Source organism: Reyranella sp. GW821-FHT14A01, from assembly GCF_058803965.1.
The window spans coordinates 49592-66063 of record NZ_JBXAPM010000011.1; the positions used below are offsets into that span (position 1 = coordinate 49592).

Sequence of the window (16472 nt, forward strand, 5' to 3'; positions counted from 1 at the left end):
ACCACTTAAGAAAATTTCGGGCCGTTCCCTGACACCCCCCCCCGCCTCGAGCGTCAGTCACGCTGTTTTGAGTCCGGCTCCTGCTCGCTGAACTCACGGACAACTGTGCGGCCGGAGATGGGATAGGCATCGAATTTAAGCGTGAGACCTTTCCCGTCCCGATTGGCCCAGCCAGCGCCGATGCGCATCCAGCGTGCTTTGTCGCCTTCGCCCAGCACTTGCCAGACAGCGTGGGTAGGACGTTTCTTGGTGGTGTTTGTGTTGCTCATAGTCAGTCTCCTTATTTCAGATCGGCTCAGCACCGCGCTTGGCCTTATGGGGACGTGAAACCACGGAGACAGTGAGCGGGTCATACAGGCAACACGGGAGCGAAGCGAATGGAGCGGGCGGCCTGTTGACCCATAGCGAGCGATCCGGGGTAGACCCCATACCCAAAGGCCACAGAGCGGGATGGAATGCGGCTGAAGGAGACCCTTGAGCCTCGTAAAACGCCGCCCTTGTTCGCCACGACTTGGCAATGCCGCGGCGGTAGGCACAGCAGACACGATGACCTGGCTTCAGTGAAACGGGATAGAAAACCTCTTCGCATTCCATCCGATTAACAGTGATATGGCGCACGGCGGTCAGCGCATTCAGTTTGCGGCAAACCGGCACTCACAAGCGGCACGGCCCACATGCGGGCGGCGAGCTCCCGCTCCTCCTCGCCCATCGCCTGAAGATAGATAGCAGTCGTCAGCATGCTGGCATGTCCCAGCCAGCGCTGAACGAGATTAAGCGGCACTCCACTGCGGACAGCATGGATGCCAAAGCCGTGCCGCAGGCCGCGCGGTGTCGCATGCGGTCCAGGCACCACGTCCGCATCTGTCATCAAGCGCTTGATCAGCCGCCATGCCTGACTGCGGGACCAGGTCCACAAGCGGGCATCCATCGAAGAGCGTCGCGCTTCTAATAGCAGTTCCATTAAGGCGGCGGGGATCGGGATCTCGCGCATGACGATCTCGCGCTTTCGCCGCTTGAGGCTTCGGACTGCAATAAAGCCTGCCTCTGGCTCTATCGAATGCCCGCAGAGTTCTAATGCCTCGGATATACGACAGCCTGTGAGGGCGAGCGTAAGACAAAAGGCTTTCAGCTCTGCGCGGGTACATGCCCACGCGATGCCGATAAGGCGCTCGCGCTCCTGCGGCGTCAGATACTTTCGCAAACCCGTGCGCGTATAGAGGCTTCCCGCCTCCCGGTTTTGGTGACGCATTGTCGTTCCTTTCGTCGGCGCTCCGACGAGGACGCGACAGTCTTGCCTATTCTGTTGAGGTGCCCTGAGCGCCCGAAATGCTTGCATTTGGACGCCGTAGCTTCGGCGAACTTAGCCCAGTTGAGCACATGTCGCAATGTACTAACGGTTGCAATGACGAAAGGCGCAACAGAATAGGCAATTCTGTTGCAGAGGACATCGCACTTTCTGGGTCATTCAGCCAAGCGTCATCGTCACGTCGGATCGGAGAAAGGTCATGGATCATCTGTCGTTCTCAGATAAATGCGGCCTCGCAATCCTCTTCGTTCTAGGGGGCGGATTTGTGCTTTTTTGGGTCACGGTCGTGCTCAGCATTCTGATTAAGGGCATGGCGTAGTCGGCACTTCTTGCGACGCTCCGCTTTTTCGCCGCGCGTTGATCATTCTCTTTGGGAAGAAATCGCTATGCCTGTCGTCCAACCGCGCACGACGAATGTCGTGCCGCCGAAGTCTGATTTCGAACTGCTCGATAACGGACAGAAGCTCGTCTACCGAGCGAAAACCCAGCACAAGGACCGCGTTGTGCCGCACATCATGCTGGTCTTGGTGCTGTGCATCCTCACCTTTTGTGGAGGGATATCGGGGCTGGTCGGTTTGTTCTCGCCAAGCAAACATTATCCGGATCGGGATTTCATCTACGGCCTCATTGGGGCCACTGTCGCCGTCCTATCCGTGATCGGCATTCGCCGTTCCTACCAGTGGGTGAACGCAGACAAGGTGCGGGTCATCACCTTCGACAAGGATGCGATCACGTTTGACGGCAATAGCTATCTGCTCGATCACGTCACAGCGGTTGGCTGGCGCTCTGGAAGCGGCCTCTCTGGCGGTGGTTTCGGTTTGCAGGGTACCGCCGTAATGGCGGCTGTGCAGTACGCCGATACATTCAGCGGCCAAGTCTTCATGGAGTATGGAGCCGATGAGGTCAGCATCATCAAAGACCTCAATCCGAACCAAGCGGAGGCTGTGTACGACAAGATCTCCGGATTTCTTGAGCAATTCGGCCGGAGTTTCCGCGCCCGAAGAGCGCTCTAGTCTAAGTTCATTCCGCCGAGAGCGCGCAGAGGCTCAATGATCTCGAGTCTGCCGCGCAGGGTCCGCTCTACGTATACGGCAATCATTTCGGCGGCGAAGGTATCGGGCGTATAACCCACAAGCAATCGCCCGCCGCCGCCGAGGAAACTGCGGTAGCCGGTATCACTGAGAAAAGGCTTGTCCCTGTCGATGGCATGCGCCGAGAAACCAACCCATGCCATGCTCGTCGCACAGATGCCAAAGACACCGTCCAGCTCAATACGCACGCGCATGGATTTGTGCTCGATCTCGAATGATCCCGTCTGTCCCCATAGCGGCACTGTGCCGTCCTGTGCCCGTGTCAGCCGGGTGAGGACTGAGCCGGGCGCATTGTCGCCAGCAATGAAACCGCGTTCATAGCCATTGAGCTTGAATGCAAGATCGTGGGCGCGCTTGCGGCATTCCGAGACGCGTTCGCTGTTGCCTTCGCGCATGAACGCGTGATGCTCTGTAAGCAGAGTCCTGAAATACGGCAGAGCCTCTTCCATTGTCACAGGAAGATGAGCGTACCGCTTCCCGCGCTTGCGCTGGAGATTAGCGGCCCCTGCATCGGTCAGCAGGGTATCAAAGGACAGTTGGTCTATGTTTGAAGAAGGGTTGCGCATGCAACCTACTAGCCAAGCGGCGATGAGCGGGGTTGGGCGTCAAGACCGGAGCGCGAGGGGTGGTGCGGGCGGGCCCCCGGCCTCCTGGCCGGGGGACAACACGGCCCGACACGGTCCGCCCGGCAGGGCTTGGCCTTGACGCCAAGGGGCCGCAGGCCCCTCATATTTTTTCAAACGCCAGCCAGACTGGCTGTCCGCTTGTTTTCGCGCGAGGGATCGTCACCCGAAGGGCGAAGACGCCCCTCCCTAAGCTTCAGCCGAGGGGCGGCTTCGGGAGGCCGCTCGCCCAGGCGGCCGAGTAGAGCCCGGTCCGGCTTCGCGGACGTGCCCGAAGTAGAGCTACGCTCCCACTTCGCCATTTCCCCCTTCCAGACTTCCAAGCCTAGAATAGTTCTAATAATGCGTGAACGGCGACCGAACTCACAAGAAAAGGTTGCGGCCCTCTTGAAGATTTATGGAGCATGACCATTTCGCGCTGATCTCCTGGCAATGACCTGGCGATCACGGTGTGGCGCTATATGGCGCTACGGCGTTTTGGCGGTTCTACGCTACGCACTTCGCTACGTAGCATAGCTTACTTGTCTCGGTTGTCGGCTCCATGAACATGGGTCGCGGGTAGCTAGGAGGTGAACTATGGAGGCGTCACATGCGCAAGAAGATCGCGCACGCGGCGCGCCTTGTTCGCGAAGTTGCATTGGTTCTTATACCCGTCCTGCGGGTCATAGAGCTGGTGATTGACATCGTGAACAAGGCCGCCAACTACAATGATCGAGAACTACAAACACAAATTCGTATTGCGCGGTAAGCACGTCTTCGTCCCTAACGAGCGGGGCGAACGCAAAGGGCGGCGCATCATCGGACACTTCCGCGGGATACAGTTCCCGGACTATTTCTATCACTATAGATCAGGTGGACACGTCGCGGCGCTACATGCCCATCTGGATAAGCGCTTCTTCTTCAAAATCGATATCAAGAGCTTTTACTATTCTATCGCGCGAGAACGCGTTACGCGCGCTCTGCGCCGCTGGCGTATGCCTGGTGCACAGACACACGCGAAGTGGTCCTGCGTCAGAAACCCAGTTGCTGGACTCCTCCCACAATACGTTTTGCCTATTGGGTTCGTTCAGTCGCCTCTGCTGGCAAGTCTCGTTCTCCTTTATTCGCCCGTCACCGCCGCTATCGAGCGAGCGATCGCGCGTGGCGTGACTGTCTCCGTTTACCTGGACGACATTGTCGGCTCCTATGACAGCAAGGCCCTCCTGACAGAGACCTACGACGACATTCGCCTTGCATGCATAGCGGGTGAGTTCGTTCCGAACGCGGCCAAGCTCACGCCGCCGACGGATGCAATCGTTGCATTCAATTGCGATCTCATGCGCGGCCAGACCAGCGTAACGGATGCGCGCGTGCAGAAATTTTATGCTGACCCTACGAAGTCGTCGGCATCTATGCAGTCCTTTGAAGATTATCGCGAGCTAGTCGCATCGGCGAACGGTGCATAGAAGGAGTTGCAGGCAGTCGATGGACCGCCGCATGAACCGTTTCGCTCCCCTGGTCGTCCCTAGCTCTCCCAGCGCGCGTGCGGCTCCACTATCCCACTACTGATCTTGCCCTTTCAGACGCCAGATTATCCAAGATACCCAATATTTGACGAACGTAATCGGTCCATAGATTAACCGCGCCCAGAATGGCAGATAGACTCGGGCAAGGCTTGGCACGAATGGGATCCGCCGAGCCATGCCCATCTCAAAGACGGTGCGGCTCCTGGGCGTGGGATCCTCTGGGATAAGCTGAATATCCTTCGCACGAAGCCCAAGAATGCCCTCAAGCGGAACATGAAAGGCAATATCAGTCCCCTGAAATTGACTGCAGTTCACACCACAAATGCGTCCCTTGTAGTCAAAAACTGGCCCCCCGCTGTTGCCGCCGTACACAGGTATATCTGAGCGAAAGCAGGGAAACGGCATCATGACCTTGTCCCTTGCTTCTCTAAAAATCTCCATGACCTGCCCGAAACCCAAGCGAGCGACGAATTCTAGTTCCTGCTCCTTTCCTGTCTTCGGATTGGAGTAGCCGCCCTGGTATGTCCCGGCAGGAATGCCCTCAAATTTCTCACCTCCGAACTCTGTATGCCGCGAGGAGAAGGCATGTGTGAAGATTGGGGAGCCGACCGGCGGTATCTCGGTCGTCATACCGAGGGGTTGCGTTGGAACTGGCCTCCCATCTTCATCGACGAAACGCTCGGTCTCACAGAGCGCTAGATCAAATGCCGAATGTCGATGCGACCGAATTATTAAGCGTTTGAACAGCCCTAGATCTGGCGTCGTCTGGAATGCCGCGATGTAACCAACATCGTTTTCACTCTTATCGAAGTTTGCTTCGATAACATGCGCCGCAGTAACCAGAAGACCTGTATGATTTATCCAGAATCCAGTGCCAACGAATTCGGGCTCCAGATCCCAGGACAGTTTGTAAATGGGCGCAATGCCCACGAGCGCAAGCAGGCCTTGATTACGCCAATCCTCTCGTCCTTTCTCTGTCATCCACCATCCTGAGCGCGCTGACTCCGGATTGATCATCGATCTAAGGCGACACGAAGACGGCGAGCGCGCTCCTTAAATGCCGCCTCTCCGCCTTCCAAGATCTGACATACAGCCTCGCGGATAGGTGCCGTTTCCAGTCCGCCCGAGACGTAGGTGATTGTGGGCAGCTGTCCCGCCGCATGGAGACCCGCAGTCGCGACGATGATCTGATCTGCGTCCGTGTTGACGACCAGATTGGCATTGTGGGTGACCATGATGACCTGGCGCTTGCGTTTAGCCTTCAGAAAAAGACCAACCAGCTCGTCATAGATCGACTTGGGATCGAGATTTTCTTCGGGCTGGTCAATGATCAGTGGCCGGTCGTCCGCGTCGTCAAGGCCAAGGTAAAGAAGCAGAAGAACAATCCCGCGTGTTCCAGGTGATAACTTGCGAATATCAGTCCTGTCATAATCGATGCTGTATTGCAGTTGGATATGCTCAGTGCTGAAGAGCCATTTAGCAAAGCTCTTAGCCCACTCACGATATGAAGCTTCCTCCGATCGCGGTACCACAGAATGCTCCAGCAACTCCTTTTGATGCTTGGTGCGAAAATCTGTCATCGCTGTCGCTACGGTTTTAGAATCGCCCGTTTCCCAAGCCGAACGGAGCATCTCTTCTGCGGCTGATTCCAATGCGCCCTTACCCCTGAAGGCGCCCTGTCGTCTCAGATCTAGAAGAGCCTCTCCTTGATCCGCCCAGCTCTTCACGTCGACCGAACGAGTAACAGAGAAGGATAGTTTCTGGAGAGTACCGTCCGCGTGCTCGAGGCGCTTCATCAGGGGATTGTAGAGTTCCTTAAGAACAGTCTCTTTCGAAACAATCGCGTCGAAAACACGCCGATATCCCTCCTGGCGTTCCGTCTGTGCGGCTTTCATTCTGTCCAAGGCGCCGTGGCAGTCGTCGTAGCGCTCCTTGAGACGAAGATGAATCGTGGATTCTTCACTGATGCGCTTCGAAATCCCTGCAAACTTCGTCGCGGTCTCCTGGTCGACGTTTAGAGCCTTTTGGGCTCTCTCAGTCTCAGCCAGGAGCAAGCTCAGCGGTTGCTGGTTAAGCACACTGCCTTCCGCAATGAAGCGTTCGCTTGCGTCACCCTTCGCCGCTGGCGTTGCACCCTTCCAAGCATTTGCTCGATCACGCGCGTCCTTCAGGCCGCTTGTGATCGTGGTGTCAACATCGCCTTTATAGTCGAGAATAAAATCTTTCCAGTCGTCTGGCTTCAGCGCACTGGCCTTATGGCGATCACTCAGCTTGCGAAGCTCTTCGACAGCCCCGAACTTTCGAAGCCGAAAAACTTCGCCTTGCAGGGACAACAGATCTTGTTCGCGTAATGCAAAAAACCTCAGATATCCACGGACAGTCTCAGCGGCACTCGTCAGGTCATTGAGATATTTCATGCTCGCTTCGCTGTTTTTTGGCGCGAGCTTAGCGCGATCTTTCTCATAGGCGTCGATGGATTTGACCTTGGCATCAACCTGCCTCTTCAAGCTTTCGACTTGTCGGCTTTTCTCAATGTCTGTTCCGATGCGCTCTGAAAGATCGACCAGAGCTTGCTCTTCATGTTCACGCGCTTCTTCGAAACGCATGGTCCGCAGGTCCCTAAGCTCCGCAAAATCTGCTGATCCGTCACGCTCATCAAACGGATGCGCTTCAAATACAACACGCTCGATTTCAGCGAGCAACTCATCCGTCATACCGGTCGAGGAGCAGAGCTCTTCCACGAATTTTTGCGATAGATACCGTGCCCTTGGCAGTTCCTCGGCCGCCCACCCATCGGAATCATCCAGCATACGGACGACATTGCCGCCTTCTTGCCATTCAAGTGCTACAGATGAGCCCTCCAACAGATGGCCTGCGCGCTTTAGAAATGAGTTTTCATTCGGCGATTCCGCCGCACTGCACCCACGGGCAATCATATCGGCCAATGCAGTTTTGCCAGATCCTCTGGCACCTATGATGGCGATGAGACCGGGGTTCAGTGCAAGTGTTGGGGTACTGACCCAAGATGCGCCGGCGATCTCCACACCGGCGATAACGCGCGATGGCGTGGCCGCAATTGGTGGCTCATCCCCAACAAATGCGCGTCCTGCGGGATCAATGCAGGCTTGGAGGAGTGTATCGAAGGCGGGAACGCCTTTGATCCAGGAGAACCTGTCACCATCAGGCTTTCCAACCTTGTCTGCGGCGTGCGCATCGCTCCCGTGCATGCAGGGTTTAAGACTGCCGTATTGTTGAATGACCTCAGCTTCAGTGAGGACCTTCCTTCCGAGCCAAAACTCTCGCTGTGCGATGCTGCTTGCGAAGATGATATGTGCGAAGCGCTCAATCTCCTGCCGCAACGTAGCGTCTGCACCGGCTCGAACACCCCCTGCCCCATCTGTTTCGCTTCCTGCGACGGCGACAAGGATATTGTCTCGCGCCCAGGCACTGCTTTTGAATGCTGTTCGGAGCTCATCCAACGACACCTTGAACTGCTCTACGCCCAAGCTGAGTGCGGCATTCGGCTTTTTCGACAGCTTTGCGTCGGCGCGCATGCCTAGCTTAATCAGGTCTGCCTTGTTGCACCTGTAAACTTCATTATGGGCTTCAAAGGTGATGCTCTGAAGGAATCGATGTAGCTCGCTGAGATGATCAGGGTCTGCTGGATTAACCAACAAATGGATATTGACCCACCTTCCCTTGACGGTTCCTACCCCGAGCCGCATTTCTACGTTCGGAAATACGAGCTCACATTCCTTGAGACGTCCATTATCTCGCTTCTCTTTGAGAACTTGCTCGTAGACCTCGGTGCTGTAGTAGTCGGTGACGCCCAATGCTGAGATGGTAGGGACCGCCGTCTCCACAGCCTTCAGATAGTCACCCCATGCGTCAGGACCCTTGAATTGATCGTTGAGCACAGTTCCAGGTGCGTGGATGTGCGGATCCCACCTGTGCCAACGCGAACCGGAATTGAGAGGGTCTTGATCGTCTTTTGCAGTCAAGGTCGTATCAGTCTTGGGAGTTGGTCAACGCCGCGATCATCGTCATGCGACACGCGACGGAAAAGTACTGTGTACTACGCTTGTACTGGTGCCGGTGGTCGGGGTCGAACCGACACTCCTTTCGGAACGCGATTTTGAGTCGCGCGCGTCTGCCAATTCCGCCACACCGGCCGGCGGGAGGAGTTCTAACGGATAGACCCATTCCTTCCAACAGGAATATCGACCTAGGCCGCCTGCCCCTCTGGGTCGATGGCTGTAGGGGTCCGTTTTGCCAGCCTATTGGCGATATTCTCAGTGGCCTGCCCCTCCTTGAACGCCTTGGATTTCCTGACGTTGATGGCCGAAGCGTCCAGCGTCGTCTTCAGGTGGGCCGCGTAGTATTTTTCGATCATCTCGACGGATGTCCGGCAATTCTTGGCGATTTGGTAGATGTCTGCCCCCTCCATGAGCCGGATGCAGATATAGGTGTGCCGCAGGCTGTAGCAGGTACGCCGCTTGCCCTCCCGATCGAGCTTTAGATCCAGCTCTGCCAGAACAGTGTTCATCAGCTCGCGGGGTGTGCCGTCCGGGAACAGCCGATCCGTCAGCTGGGCGCGATCACCGCCTGGGCGGCGGCGATCGCGAATCCGCTTGAACGGCACGACCGCGCCCGTCGTGCTTTTACAGTATCCAGTCCCGCGCTTGCCGCGGACTTCGATCTCCAAGATCGTTTCGCCAGAGGCGCGATCCTTGACGATCTTCACGTCGCGGAATTCGAGAAGCGCCGCCTCGTCCGGCCGCAGACCAGTATTGGCCATGAACAGCACGTAGTCATGAAACTGCTCGTAAACCCACTGCCACCTCTTGATGAAAGGACCAGGCGGATTCTTCGTCCGCGCGCGGGTGGCAGTGTAGAGGGTGCGGTATTCCTGCGGTGAGAACCAAGCGCGGTGCTCAACCTTGTTAGCTTTCCGGTAAGGCATCGAGAGATCAGGAATGGCGGTGATCCATCCCATGCGCTGTGCGGCCTTCATCACGTGACGAAGCGTGATGATCTCGTGATGAAGCTGACTGCGGCCGGGCCGTTTGCCACTGCGCGGATTCTGAATGCGGTCGATGCGGTAGTCCTGAACCAAGCCCGCGGTGATCTCTGAAACACCCTTTCCAGCGAAGAAAGGGCGCAGATGAACGCGAAGATTCTCTTTGAGCTGTTTGACGTAGTCGGGACTGCGCTCACCTTCGGTGATGACTTCGTACTCGACCTCGAAACGGTCCGCCGCATCTTCGAATGTATGCTCAGGGCGCTTCAGTAAGCCGGCGCGGCTCTTGCCGCGCATTTCGAGATACCAGTCTTCGGCGATTTCCTTCGCACGGGATAGGCTGTCTTCCTTCGTCGACTTCCGGTGGTTGCGCCCATTCAGGAATGTCGAACACTGCCAATAGGTGCTGTTATCGCGTTTGTAGACGCGCAGTTTCCCTCCCATCAGTTCGTGAACTTCCGACATACCGCCCCCCAGCGGCGGGGAGTGTGCAACTAATTCGGGTGCTTCGCTAGACTCTTGAGCCGGGCATAGAGTTGTATGCATGCTCAGCGAGGGTCGTAGCCCCGTCAACGCCGTCCGCTGAAAGAGGAATTAAGAGATGGACGAACCTTATGAACATCCCAATCTCACCAGCTTGGTCCGCAATGTGTACGTGTCCAGATTGGGAGAAGCGCCCAATGTGGCTTGCCGTCCAATACCTGGCGGCGCACGGATCCGTCTCTCTCTGGATCTGCCGAAGGAGCGCCAACGTGCGATGATCGATGAGGCGCAGGGCGCTGTCCTTGAAATCGAACTGCCAGAGGAAGGCACTTTAGCTCTGCTGGCGTCTCTGCAAAGGGTTGCGGTCGACATGGGTTGGCTTCAGCCTGCTTCTCTGCCCAGGTCTCGCAAGGCTGTGCAGTATCGAATGAGACGCAACTTGCCCTTCGACCAAGGGACATTTTCTGCGATCAAAGAGCGATTTGACGAATTCATTTCGCTTAATGGGTATTCGAGAGCCAATGCGCGGCTTCAAGCCGGAGTGATCCTATTCGAATTCAAGCACGAGATAAGTCGCGCTGAGGAAGATAGGCTTGGCATGCTATTTGGCCCACTGTCAGACGAGTACGACTGCACAATTGGTCGGTAGATATTTTTTTGCGAGCAAGAGCCCCATGGCTTCCGTACTTCCCAGCCATATCGTCAATGCCATCGACAGCATGTTCGGAGCGAACCGGAATGAACTCGATGGACGTACGATCAACCATACATTTCGAGCGAAAGTGCATGCACTCCTCAAAATGCTCGATGACGTGCCGCCTCCCCTGATCGATTTGAATGCGCACGATTACTTAGAGTTCTGCCAATGCCGTGGCGTGCTAGCCGTAGCTCTGTCGGGCTGGGTTGTCGGTGATATATTTCCGGTTCGGGACGTTGGCGGCCGTGATCCTGTTGAGCGTATCCGTCGACTGATGTTGGCTTGTCGCGATTTTATGCCGGCACCGGACCCTGAACTTCCCTTCATCGCCGACGATGATGCACGAAACGGTCTGGAGGATCGCATTCAAGCGGCATGGAAGGACTTCCATGCAGGTGAATGGATGGGTGCGACCGTACTCGCTGGGCACAGCCTTGAAGCGTTGCTTCTGTGGGCGGTGAAGAAAAAAGTCGACCAGAAGTCTCGATCTTCTTCACCGGATCATTGGATGCTCCAGCAGCTCATTGATGAAGCGGTGAAATGCAAGCTGATTACAGACGATGCCAAACGGCAGGCCGATCTCGCACGTGATGCCAGAAATCTGATCCATCCTGGGAAGGCAACGCGTTCTGGCACGGAATGCAGTAAAGCAACTGCGCTCGCCGCATTGGCGGCGGTTTACAGAGTTGCTGAAGATCTGAGCGTATCATTCGCATCATAAGGAATGCTGGATCATCGGATGATCACCTGCTTTTCGGCGAGGGAACTAGAATTAGTGTCGGCCGAGCGGGCACCTTTTCGTACATTGATTGCGGAGGCATCGATCGTCGTCTTCAGATGAGCCGCATAGTATTTCTCGATCATCTCAACGCTGGTACGGCAGTTCTTAGCAATCTGATAGATGTCAGCTCCATCCATAAGCCGCATGCAGATATAGGTGTGCCGTAGGCTGTAGGAACTACGCCGGCGTCCTTCGCGGTCAAACTTCAAGCGAAGCTCGTCGAGTACGGCATTCATCAGCTCGCGCGGCGTGCCGCCTGGAAACAGAACATCCGTTTCACTGGGCTTCGCCTCCTCTCGGCTTCGCTCGCGAAGTCTTTGGAAGGCGAGCACGGCGTCCGCCGTGCTCTTGCAGTACCCAGTGCCGCGCTTCCCCCGCACCTCGATCTCGAGAATTGTTTCTTGTGTCGACCAATCCTCAACGATCTGAACGTCTCGGAATTGAAGCTGTGCGGCCTCGTCGGGCCGCAGACCCGTGTTTCCGAGGAGGATGACGTAGTCGTAGAACTGCTCGTATTCCCATTTCCAGCGAAGCGGCCTGCCGCCGACGCCGGTTTCAATGCGAGCTTGCGCGGCGGCTTTCAGGCGTTCGTATTCACCGGGAGAGAACCAACCGCGATGCTCCACCTTGCCGGACTTCCGGTAGGGCATGGACATATCAGGCAGATGCTGGATCCAGCCGTGGCGGATCGCGGTTTTCAGGACCTGTCTAAGCGTCACGATCTCGTGGTGCATGGCACTCCGCGACGGCGGCTTGCCTGTACTGGAGGTCTTCGCCCGGTGCATCCTGTAATCCTGCACAAGGCCGGGCGTGATTTCGGAGAGGCCCTTCTTGCCGAAGAAGGGCCGGAGGTGGACCCGAAGTCTGTCGCTGTGGGACTGGGTGTATTTCTCGCTTCGCTCGCCCTGAGTGATGACGGTGTATTCTTCGACGAAGCGGTTGGCCGCTTGGTCGAAGGTCGTTTCACGGGTTTTGAGGAGGCCTGCGCGGCTTTTGCCGCGCAAATCAATGTACCAGTCCTCTGCCGCCTCGCGCGCTCGCGCGAGGCTCTCTGTTTTGGTGCTCTTGCGATGGTTCCTTCCGTTGAGGAAGGACGAAGCCTGCCAATGGCCGCTGTTTTCGCGTTTGTAGAGGCGGAGTTCTCCGCCGAACAACTCGATGGTTTCACCTGACATAATGCCCTTTCGGGCCGGAAACTGTGTAAGTGTGTAACGGCTGTGTAAATATTAAGTCGTTGTTTTTATTGACTAATTACACACTTATTAGCTTTTGAGTCAGGCGCGTCTACCAATTCCGCCACGGGGGCATCCACCGAAAACCAGCGTTTTCCGGGTTGCTCCGGTCTCGCCGATCGGCCTGGGTAGGCTGGCCGGCGGGCGTTTTAGCACCGGCAAGAGCGACTAGTATACCCTCTTGCACGGCTGTCCGGCCTCCCGCGGTCCGTCGGCGGCAAAACCGTGACGGGCGCGCTTTTTGCCTGGGTTACGGCAGCAGGGTGCCGTAGGTGCTGTTGAAATCGTACTGCACGATCAGGTCGTTGAAGTCGCGATCGCCGCCGTTCTGGGTGTCTTCCCAACCCCAGGTGTTCAGCCCGTAGTTCCAGAGATGGCCGACCGACTGGCCGTTGACCGCCTCGTTGCCCGAGGAGAAGGCCCAGTAGGTATTGCCGCTGCTGCTGTTGACCAGCTTCATGGCAATCAAGTCGCCGGAGTCCACGTCGGTCAGCGTGGCCTGGGTGAAATTGCCGTAGCCCGGCCCGTTGAGCACGGTACCGCCGCTCGCCAGCTGGTAGGCGCGCGCCTGGGCGGCCTGCGCGTAGCCGGCGTCGCCGGCCTGCAGGCCGTTGATCGAGCCCGACAGATCGTCGACGCGATAGAAGCTGACCGCCAGGCTGTCCTGGCCGTTCTGGCGGACCCGCACGATCGCCGTCTGGTCGTCCAGGGCATTCACGGTCTCGGCCACCGCGACCGCCCGGGCGACGCGGACGACGCCGCTGTCGGTGACGAAGTCGGCGAAACCGTACGGGCTGCTGAGCGCCCCCTGGATGGCATCGGCGGAGATGCCGTTGATCGAGACGCCGAGGCTCTCGCCAGTCGACACGAAGGCCTGCGTCAGCGCACCTTGGCCGAACTTGTCGAACAGACGCACGAGGTTGGGATCGAAGTCGGCCTGCATCGACTGCTGCGCCAGCTGGTTCGTCCAGGCGTAGGCGGCGCTGGCACCGCTGGTGAAGGACACGGTGTCCGAGCCGAGGTCGAGTGAGATGTTGGCATTGGCGCCCGACATCGTCTGGAACAGCAGGCTCTGGTCGGTGCCGCTGTCCCAGCCGCTGCCGTCGGCATCCAGCATGTCGGGGCTGGTCGAATACGATATCTGCGAATGGGCGATGGTGGTGAGCGCCCGCGCCAGCAACAGCGCGTTGGGGCTGCCAAGGCCGGTCACCAGGTCGTAGCCCGGGCCGGCATAGTAGCCGTTGCCGGTCGGCGTCACGTCGACGTATCCGGTGCCGTCCTCGTTCAGCGTGCTGTAGGGGCCGCCCATCGCGAAAGACGAGAAGTTGCCGCCCATCGTGATGTCGTTGAACGCGGCCGGCGCGATCGCCGCAGCAGTGTAGAGCAGGTCGTTCATGTAGCCGAGCTGCGGCAGGTCCTGGTCGGCGAAGATCGCATTGAGCTGGATCGCAAGCGACGCCCACAACATGGCAGACGAACCGGTGCCGACCTGACCGGTGTTTCCCGTCAGGTTGCCGTTCGGGACGAGGTACTGGAGGTTGCCGCCGGCGTTGGCGGAAACGTCCGGCACGCCGCGGCCCGGTTGGGTCAGGCCGAAGGCGGCTTGGTACCAAGGCGCCGGCTGGGTCGTATCGACGCCGCCGGACGTTGCGTTGTCCTGCAGGTAGCCGCCCGGGAAGTCACTGGATGTTCCGATCGTGTTGCCGGTGACCTCGTAGGTGTTCCACACGGTCTCGACGAAGCTCTGCATCGCGCCCGCGTTGGTCAGTCCGCCGGCGACCAGCTGCCAGATGACGGCGAGATTGGCGTTCGCCGCCGGACCGACGACGGAACTGGCCAGCGTCGGATCGGCCACCGCGGCTGCCAGGGTCGAGAGCGAGGTGCCGCCGACCGTCACCGCATAGGGGCTGGTGAGGTTGTCCTGGACGTTGGCGAGGCCGTTGCCGATCCCGTTGCCCGATCCGCCGTCGCCGAGCCCGGAGAACAGCGTCTGGTTGCGCAGGGCGGCGTCGATATAGAGCTGCCAGTAGGCCTGGCCGTGAAGGTCGAGGAGTTGGCATTGCCGTTGTAGCGCGAGCCGACATAGAGGCCGATGTCGCTGTTGGGATTGACGGCGGCCACGACGCCGACGTCCGCCGAGCGCTGATCCCCATCGCCAGAGGCACGGCTCGACCGCTCCAACGAGGTCCTCAATGCCCGCCTGGCCGAGCGTGAGGCCGAGGCCGCGGCGCTGTCGCGGCTGGAAAAGATCGAAGCGGCGCGCCTGGTGCGCAAGCAGGAACGGGGACGCCTGACCCGCGACCTGCACGACGGCATCAGCGGCCATCTCGTCTCGATCATCGCCCTGTCGGAACGGAGCGAGACGCCGCCGATCGAGCAGGCTGCGCGCGACGCCCTGAACGACCTGCGGCTGGTGATCTACTCGCTCGATATCGGCGAGAAGGAGTTGCCCCTAGCGTGCTGGAGGTTTCCGGTGTCACGCCCGGCAATGCGCTGGTCGTCCTGCGCATCCTCCAGGAAGCCATCACCAATGCCCTGAAACACGGGCCGGCGCGGCGCATCGCCGTGCGCGGCGGCGCGGCTGCGGATGGTCGGGCCGCCATCACGGTCGACAATGACGGCCGGCCGTTCGCCGTCGACAGCCGCGGACGCGGTCTCGCCAACATGCATCGCCGCGCCGTGCGGCTGCAGGCCGTCATGACGATCGAGCCGCTTGAGTGCGGCGCCCGCCTGGTCCTGCAGCTGCCGCAGCGGCTGCCCGACCTCGAAGTGTAACGGTCCGGACCTCTTCCTTCGCACTCTTCACGGCGTCGGCCAGCGCCGCGGCGAGGCGGCCGCCGCGACGATCCTGCCGCTCCAGCAGGACGATGTTGCGGATGAGCTGGGGCTCGCCGAACGGCAGGCAGGTCAGCGGCAGGCCGGCAAAGACTTCCTCCGACACGGCCAGCACGGCGACGCCCAGCCCCTTCTCGACCATGCGCAGGATGACGTCCTGGCTGTCGAGCACCATCTCCTCGTGGACCTCGACCCGCATGCGCCGCAGCTCGCGGTCGATCACGCGGCCCGCCCAGGCCTTGCTGTCGAAACGGATGAACGGCAGCTCGGCCAGCAGGTCGCGGGTGCTGCGCCGCTCCTGGCCCGGCGGCGCGAACAGCCAGAAGCGGTCCTGGTAGAGCGGCGTCCAGGCCAGGCCCGCGGGATAGGGCCGCACCGGCTCGGTGGTCAGCGCCGCGTCGAGTTCGCCGGCCGCGACTTTCTCGGCCATTTCCGCCGACAGGCCGACCGAGACGGAGACGCGCGCGCGCGGATGGGCGCGGTTGAGGGCGACCAGCGCATCGGGCAGGACGCCGGCCAGCGCCGTCTGCACGGCGCCGACCCTGAGACGGCCGGTGAGCGATCGTTCGTCGCCCAGCGCGCTGGCAATGTCGTCGTAGAGTGCCAGCACCTCGGCAGACCGCGCGACGACGATCCGGCCGGCCTCCGTCAGCACCGGCAGGCGGCGCGAGCGGTCGAACAGCGGCGCGCCGAACTCGTCCTCCAGCGCCTTCACCTGCAGGCTGACGGCCGACTGGGTCAGGCCGACCGCCTTGCCGGCGGCGGCGAAGGAGCCGTGGCGCGCAATGGCCTGCAGGGTCCGGAGGGCGCGAAGCGACATGCGATATCGATGATAAAATATCATCGATCAGTTGAATATTAAGAATTTTCTCTTGTGACTGAGGGCGGCGTACATATCC

General features: G+C 59.0%; 15 protein-coding genes and 1 tRNA gene. 6 read left to right on the forward strand and 10 right to left on the reverse strand.

The features are described from left to right. Positions 1 to 53: 53 nt before the first annotated feature. Together AC1ROX_RS19900 and AC1ROX_RS19905 are read right to left on the reverse strand one after the other, a co-directional pair. Positions 54 to 269, reverse strand: coding sequence for a hypothetical protein (locus AC1ROX_RS19900; protein WP_493128307.1), 216 nt, complete (start codon positions 267 to 269; stop codon positions 54 to 56). Positions 270 to 598: 329 nt separating this feature from the next. Further along, positions 599 to 1249 (reverse strand): tyrosine-type recombinase/integrase, encoded by a 651-nt coding sequence (locus AC1ROX_RS19905; RefSeq protein ID WP_493128309.1) that lies wholly within the window; start codon positions 1247 to 1249, stop codon positions 599 to 601. 443 nt (positions 1250 to 1692) lie between these two features. Here AC1ROX_RS19905 and AC1ROX_RS19910 point away from each other — a divergent pair, with 443 nt between their 5' ends. Beyond that, on the forward strand, positions 1693 to 2319 hold the full coding sequence (locus AC1ROX_RS19910; RefSeq protein WP_493128311.1) for a hypothetical protein: 627 nt from the start codon (positions 1693 to 1695) through the stop codon (positions 2317 to 2319). Here AC1ROX_RS19910 and AC1ROX_RS19915 read toward each other — a convergent pair. Then, positions 2316 to 2963: a hypothetical protein gene (locus AC1ROX_RS19915; protein ID WP_493128313.1), complete on the reverse strand. Its 648-nt coding sequence runs from the start codon at positions 2961 to 2963 to the stop codon at positions 2316 to 2318. The genes AC1ROX_RS19910 and AC1ROX_RS19915 overlap by 4 nt on opposite strands. Before the next feature lie 646 nt (positions 2964 to 3609). Between AC1ROX_RS19915 and AC1ROX_RS19920 the strand changes: the two genes are divergently transcribed. Then, positions 3610 to 3768 (forward strand): hypothetical protein, encoded by a 159-nt coding sequence (locus AC1ROX_RS19920; protein WP_493128315.1) that lies wholly within the window; start codon positions 3610 to 3612, stop codon positions 3766 to 3768. After that, positions 3728 to 4465 carry a reverse transcriptase domain-containing protein gene (locus AC1ROX_RS19925; protein WP_493128317.1) on the forward strand — a complete coding sequence of 246 codons (738 nt, stop codon included), beginning with the start codon at positions 3728 to 3730 and terminating at the stop codon, positions 4463 to 4465. Before AC1ROX_RS19920 ends, AC1ROX_RS19925 begins: the two co-directional genes overlap by 41 nt. A gap of 96 nt (positions 4466 to 4561) precedes the next feature. Here AC1ROX_RS19925 and AC1ROX_RS19930 read toward each other — a convergent pair whose 3' ends face one another. From AC1ROX_RS19930 to AC1ROX_RS19945, 4 genes are all read right to left on the reverse strand, one after another. Further along, positions 4562 to 5506, reverse strand: a complete 945-nt coding sequence (locus tag AC1ROX_RS19930; protein ID WP_493128319.1) for a S1 family peptidase — start codon at positions 5504 to 5506, stop codon at positions 4562 to 4564. A gap of 32 nt (positions 5507 to 5538) precedes the next feature. Next, positions 5539 to 8526 carry a TrlF family AAA-like ATPase gene (locus tag AC1ROX_RS19935; RefSeq protein ID WP_493128321.1) on the reverse strand — a complete coding sequence of 996 codons (2988 nt, stop codon included), beginning with the start codon at positions 8524 to 8526 and terminating at the stop codon, positions 5539 to 5541. A gap of 86 nt (positions 8527 to 8612) precedes the next feature. Then, positions 8613 to 8697 (reverse strand) — tRNA-Leu (locus tag AC1ROX_RS19940). Positions 8698 to 8750: 53 nt separating this feature from the next. Next, complete coding sequence (locus tag AC1ROX_RS19945; protein WP_493128323.1) at positions 8751 to 10010, reverse strand: site-specific integrase; 1260 nt, start codon at positions 10008 to 10010, stop codon at positions 8751 to 8753. 136 nt (positions 10011 to 10146) lie between these two features. Here AC1ROX_RS19945 and AC1ROX_RS19950 point away from each other — a divergent pair, with 136 nt between their 5' ends. Next, positions 10147 to 10677 carry a hypothetical protein gene (locus AC1ROX_RS19950; RefSeq protein WP_493128325.1) on the forward strand — a complete coding sequence of 177 codons (531 nt, stop codon included), beginning with the start codon at positions 10147 to 10149 and terminating at the stop codon, positions 10675 to 10677. A 25-nt stretch (positions 10678 to 10702) separates the two neighbouring features. After that, positions 10703 to 11446 (forward strand): hypothetical protein, encoded by a 744-nt coding sequence (locus tag AC1ROX_RS19955; RefSeq protein WP_493128326.1) that lies wholly within the window; start codon positions 10703 to 10705, stop codon positions 11444 to 11446. 11 nt (positions 11447 to 11457) lie between these two features. On the opposite strand, the gene AC1ROX_RS19960 is transcribed toward AC1ROX_RS19955, so the two are convergent. Together AC1ROX_RS19960 and AC1ROX_RS19965 are read right to left on the reverse strand one after the other, a co-directional pair. Beyond that, positions 11458 to 12681 carry a tyrosine-type recombinase/integrase gene (locus tag AC1ROX_RS19960; RefSeq protein WP_493128328.1) on the reverse strand — a complete coding sequence of 408 codons (1224 nt, stop codon included), beginning with the start codon at positions 12679 to 12681 and terminating at the stop codon, positions 11458 to 11460. Positions 12682 to 12988: 307 nt separating this feature from the next. After that, a complete protein-coding gene (locus AC1ROX_RS19965; RefSeq protein ID WP_493128330.1) occupies positions 12989 to 15064 on the reverse strand; it encodes a DUF4114 domain-containing protein in 2076 nt (691 codons plus the stop codon). A gap of 131 nt (positions 15065 to 15195) precedes the next feature. Between AC1ROX_RS19965 and AC1ROX_RS19970 the strand changes: the two genes are divergently transcribed. After that, a complete protein-coding gene (locus AC1ROX_RS19970; protein WP_493128332.1) occupies positions 15196 to 15513 on the forward strand; it encodes an ATP-binding protein in 318 nt (105 codons plus the stop codon). Here AC1ROX_RS19970 and AC1ROX_RS19975 read toward each other — a convergent pair. Then, a complete protein-coding gene (locus tag AC1ROX_RS19975; RefSeq protein ID WP_493128334.1) occupies positions 15434 to 16393 on the reverse strand; it encodes a LysR family transcriptional regulator in 960 nt (319 codons plus the stop codon). The two genes, AC1ROX_RS19970 and AC1ROX_RS19975, sit on opposite strands and share 80 nt — an antisense overlap. Positions 16394 to 16472: the final 79 nt, after the last annotated feature.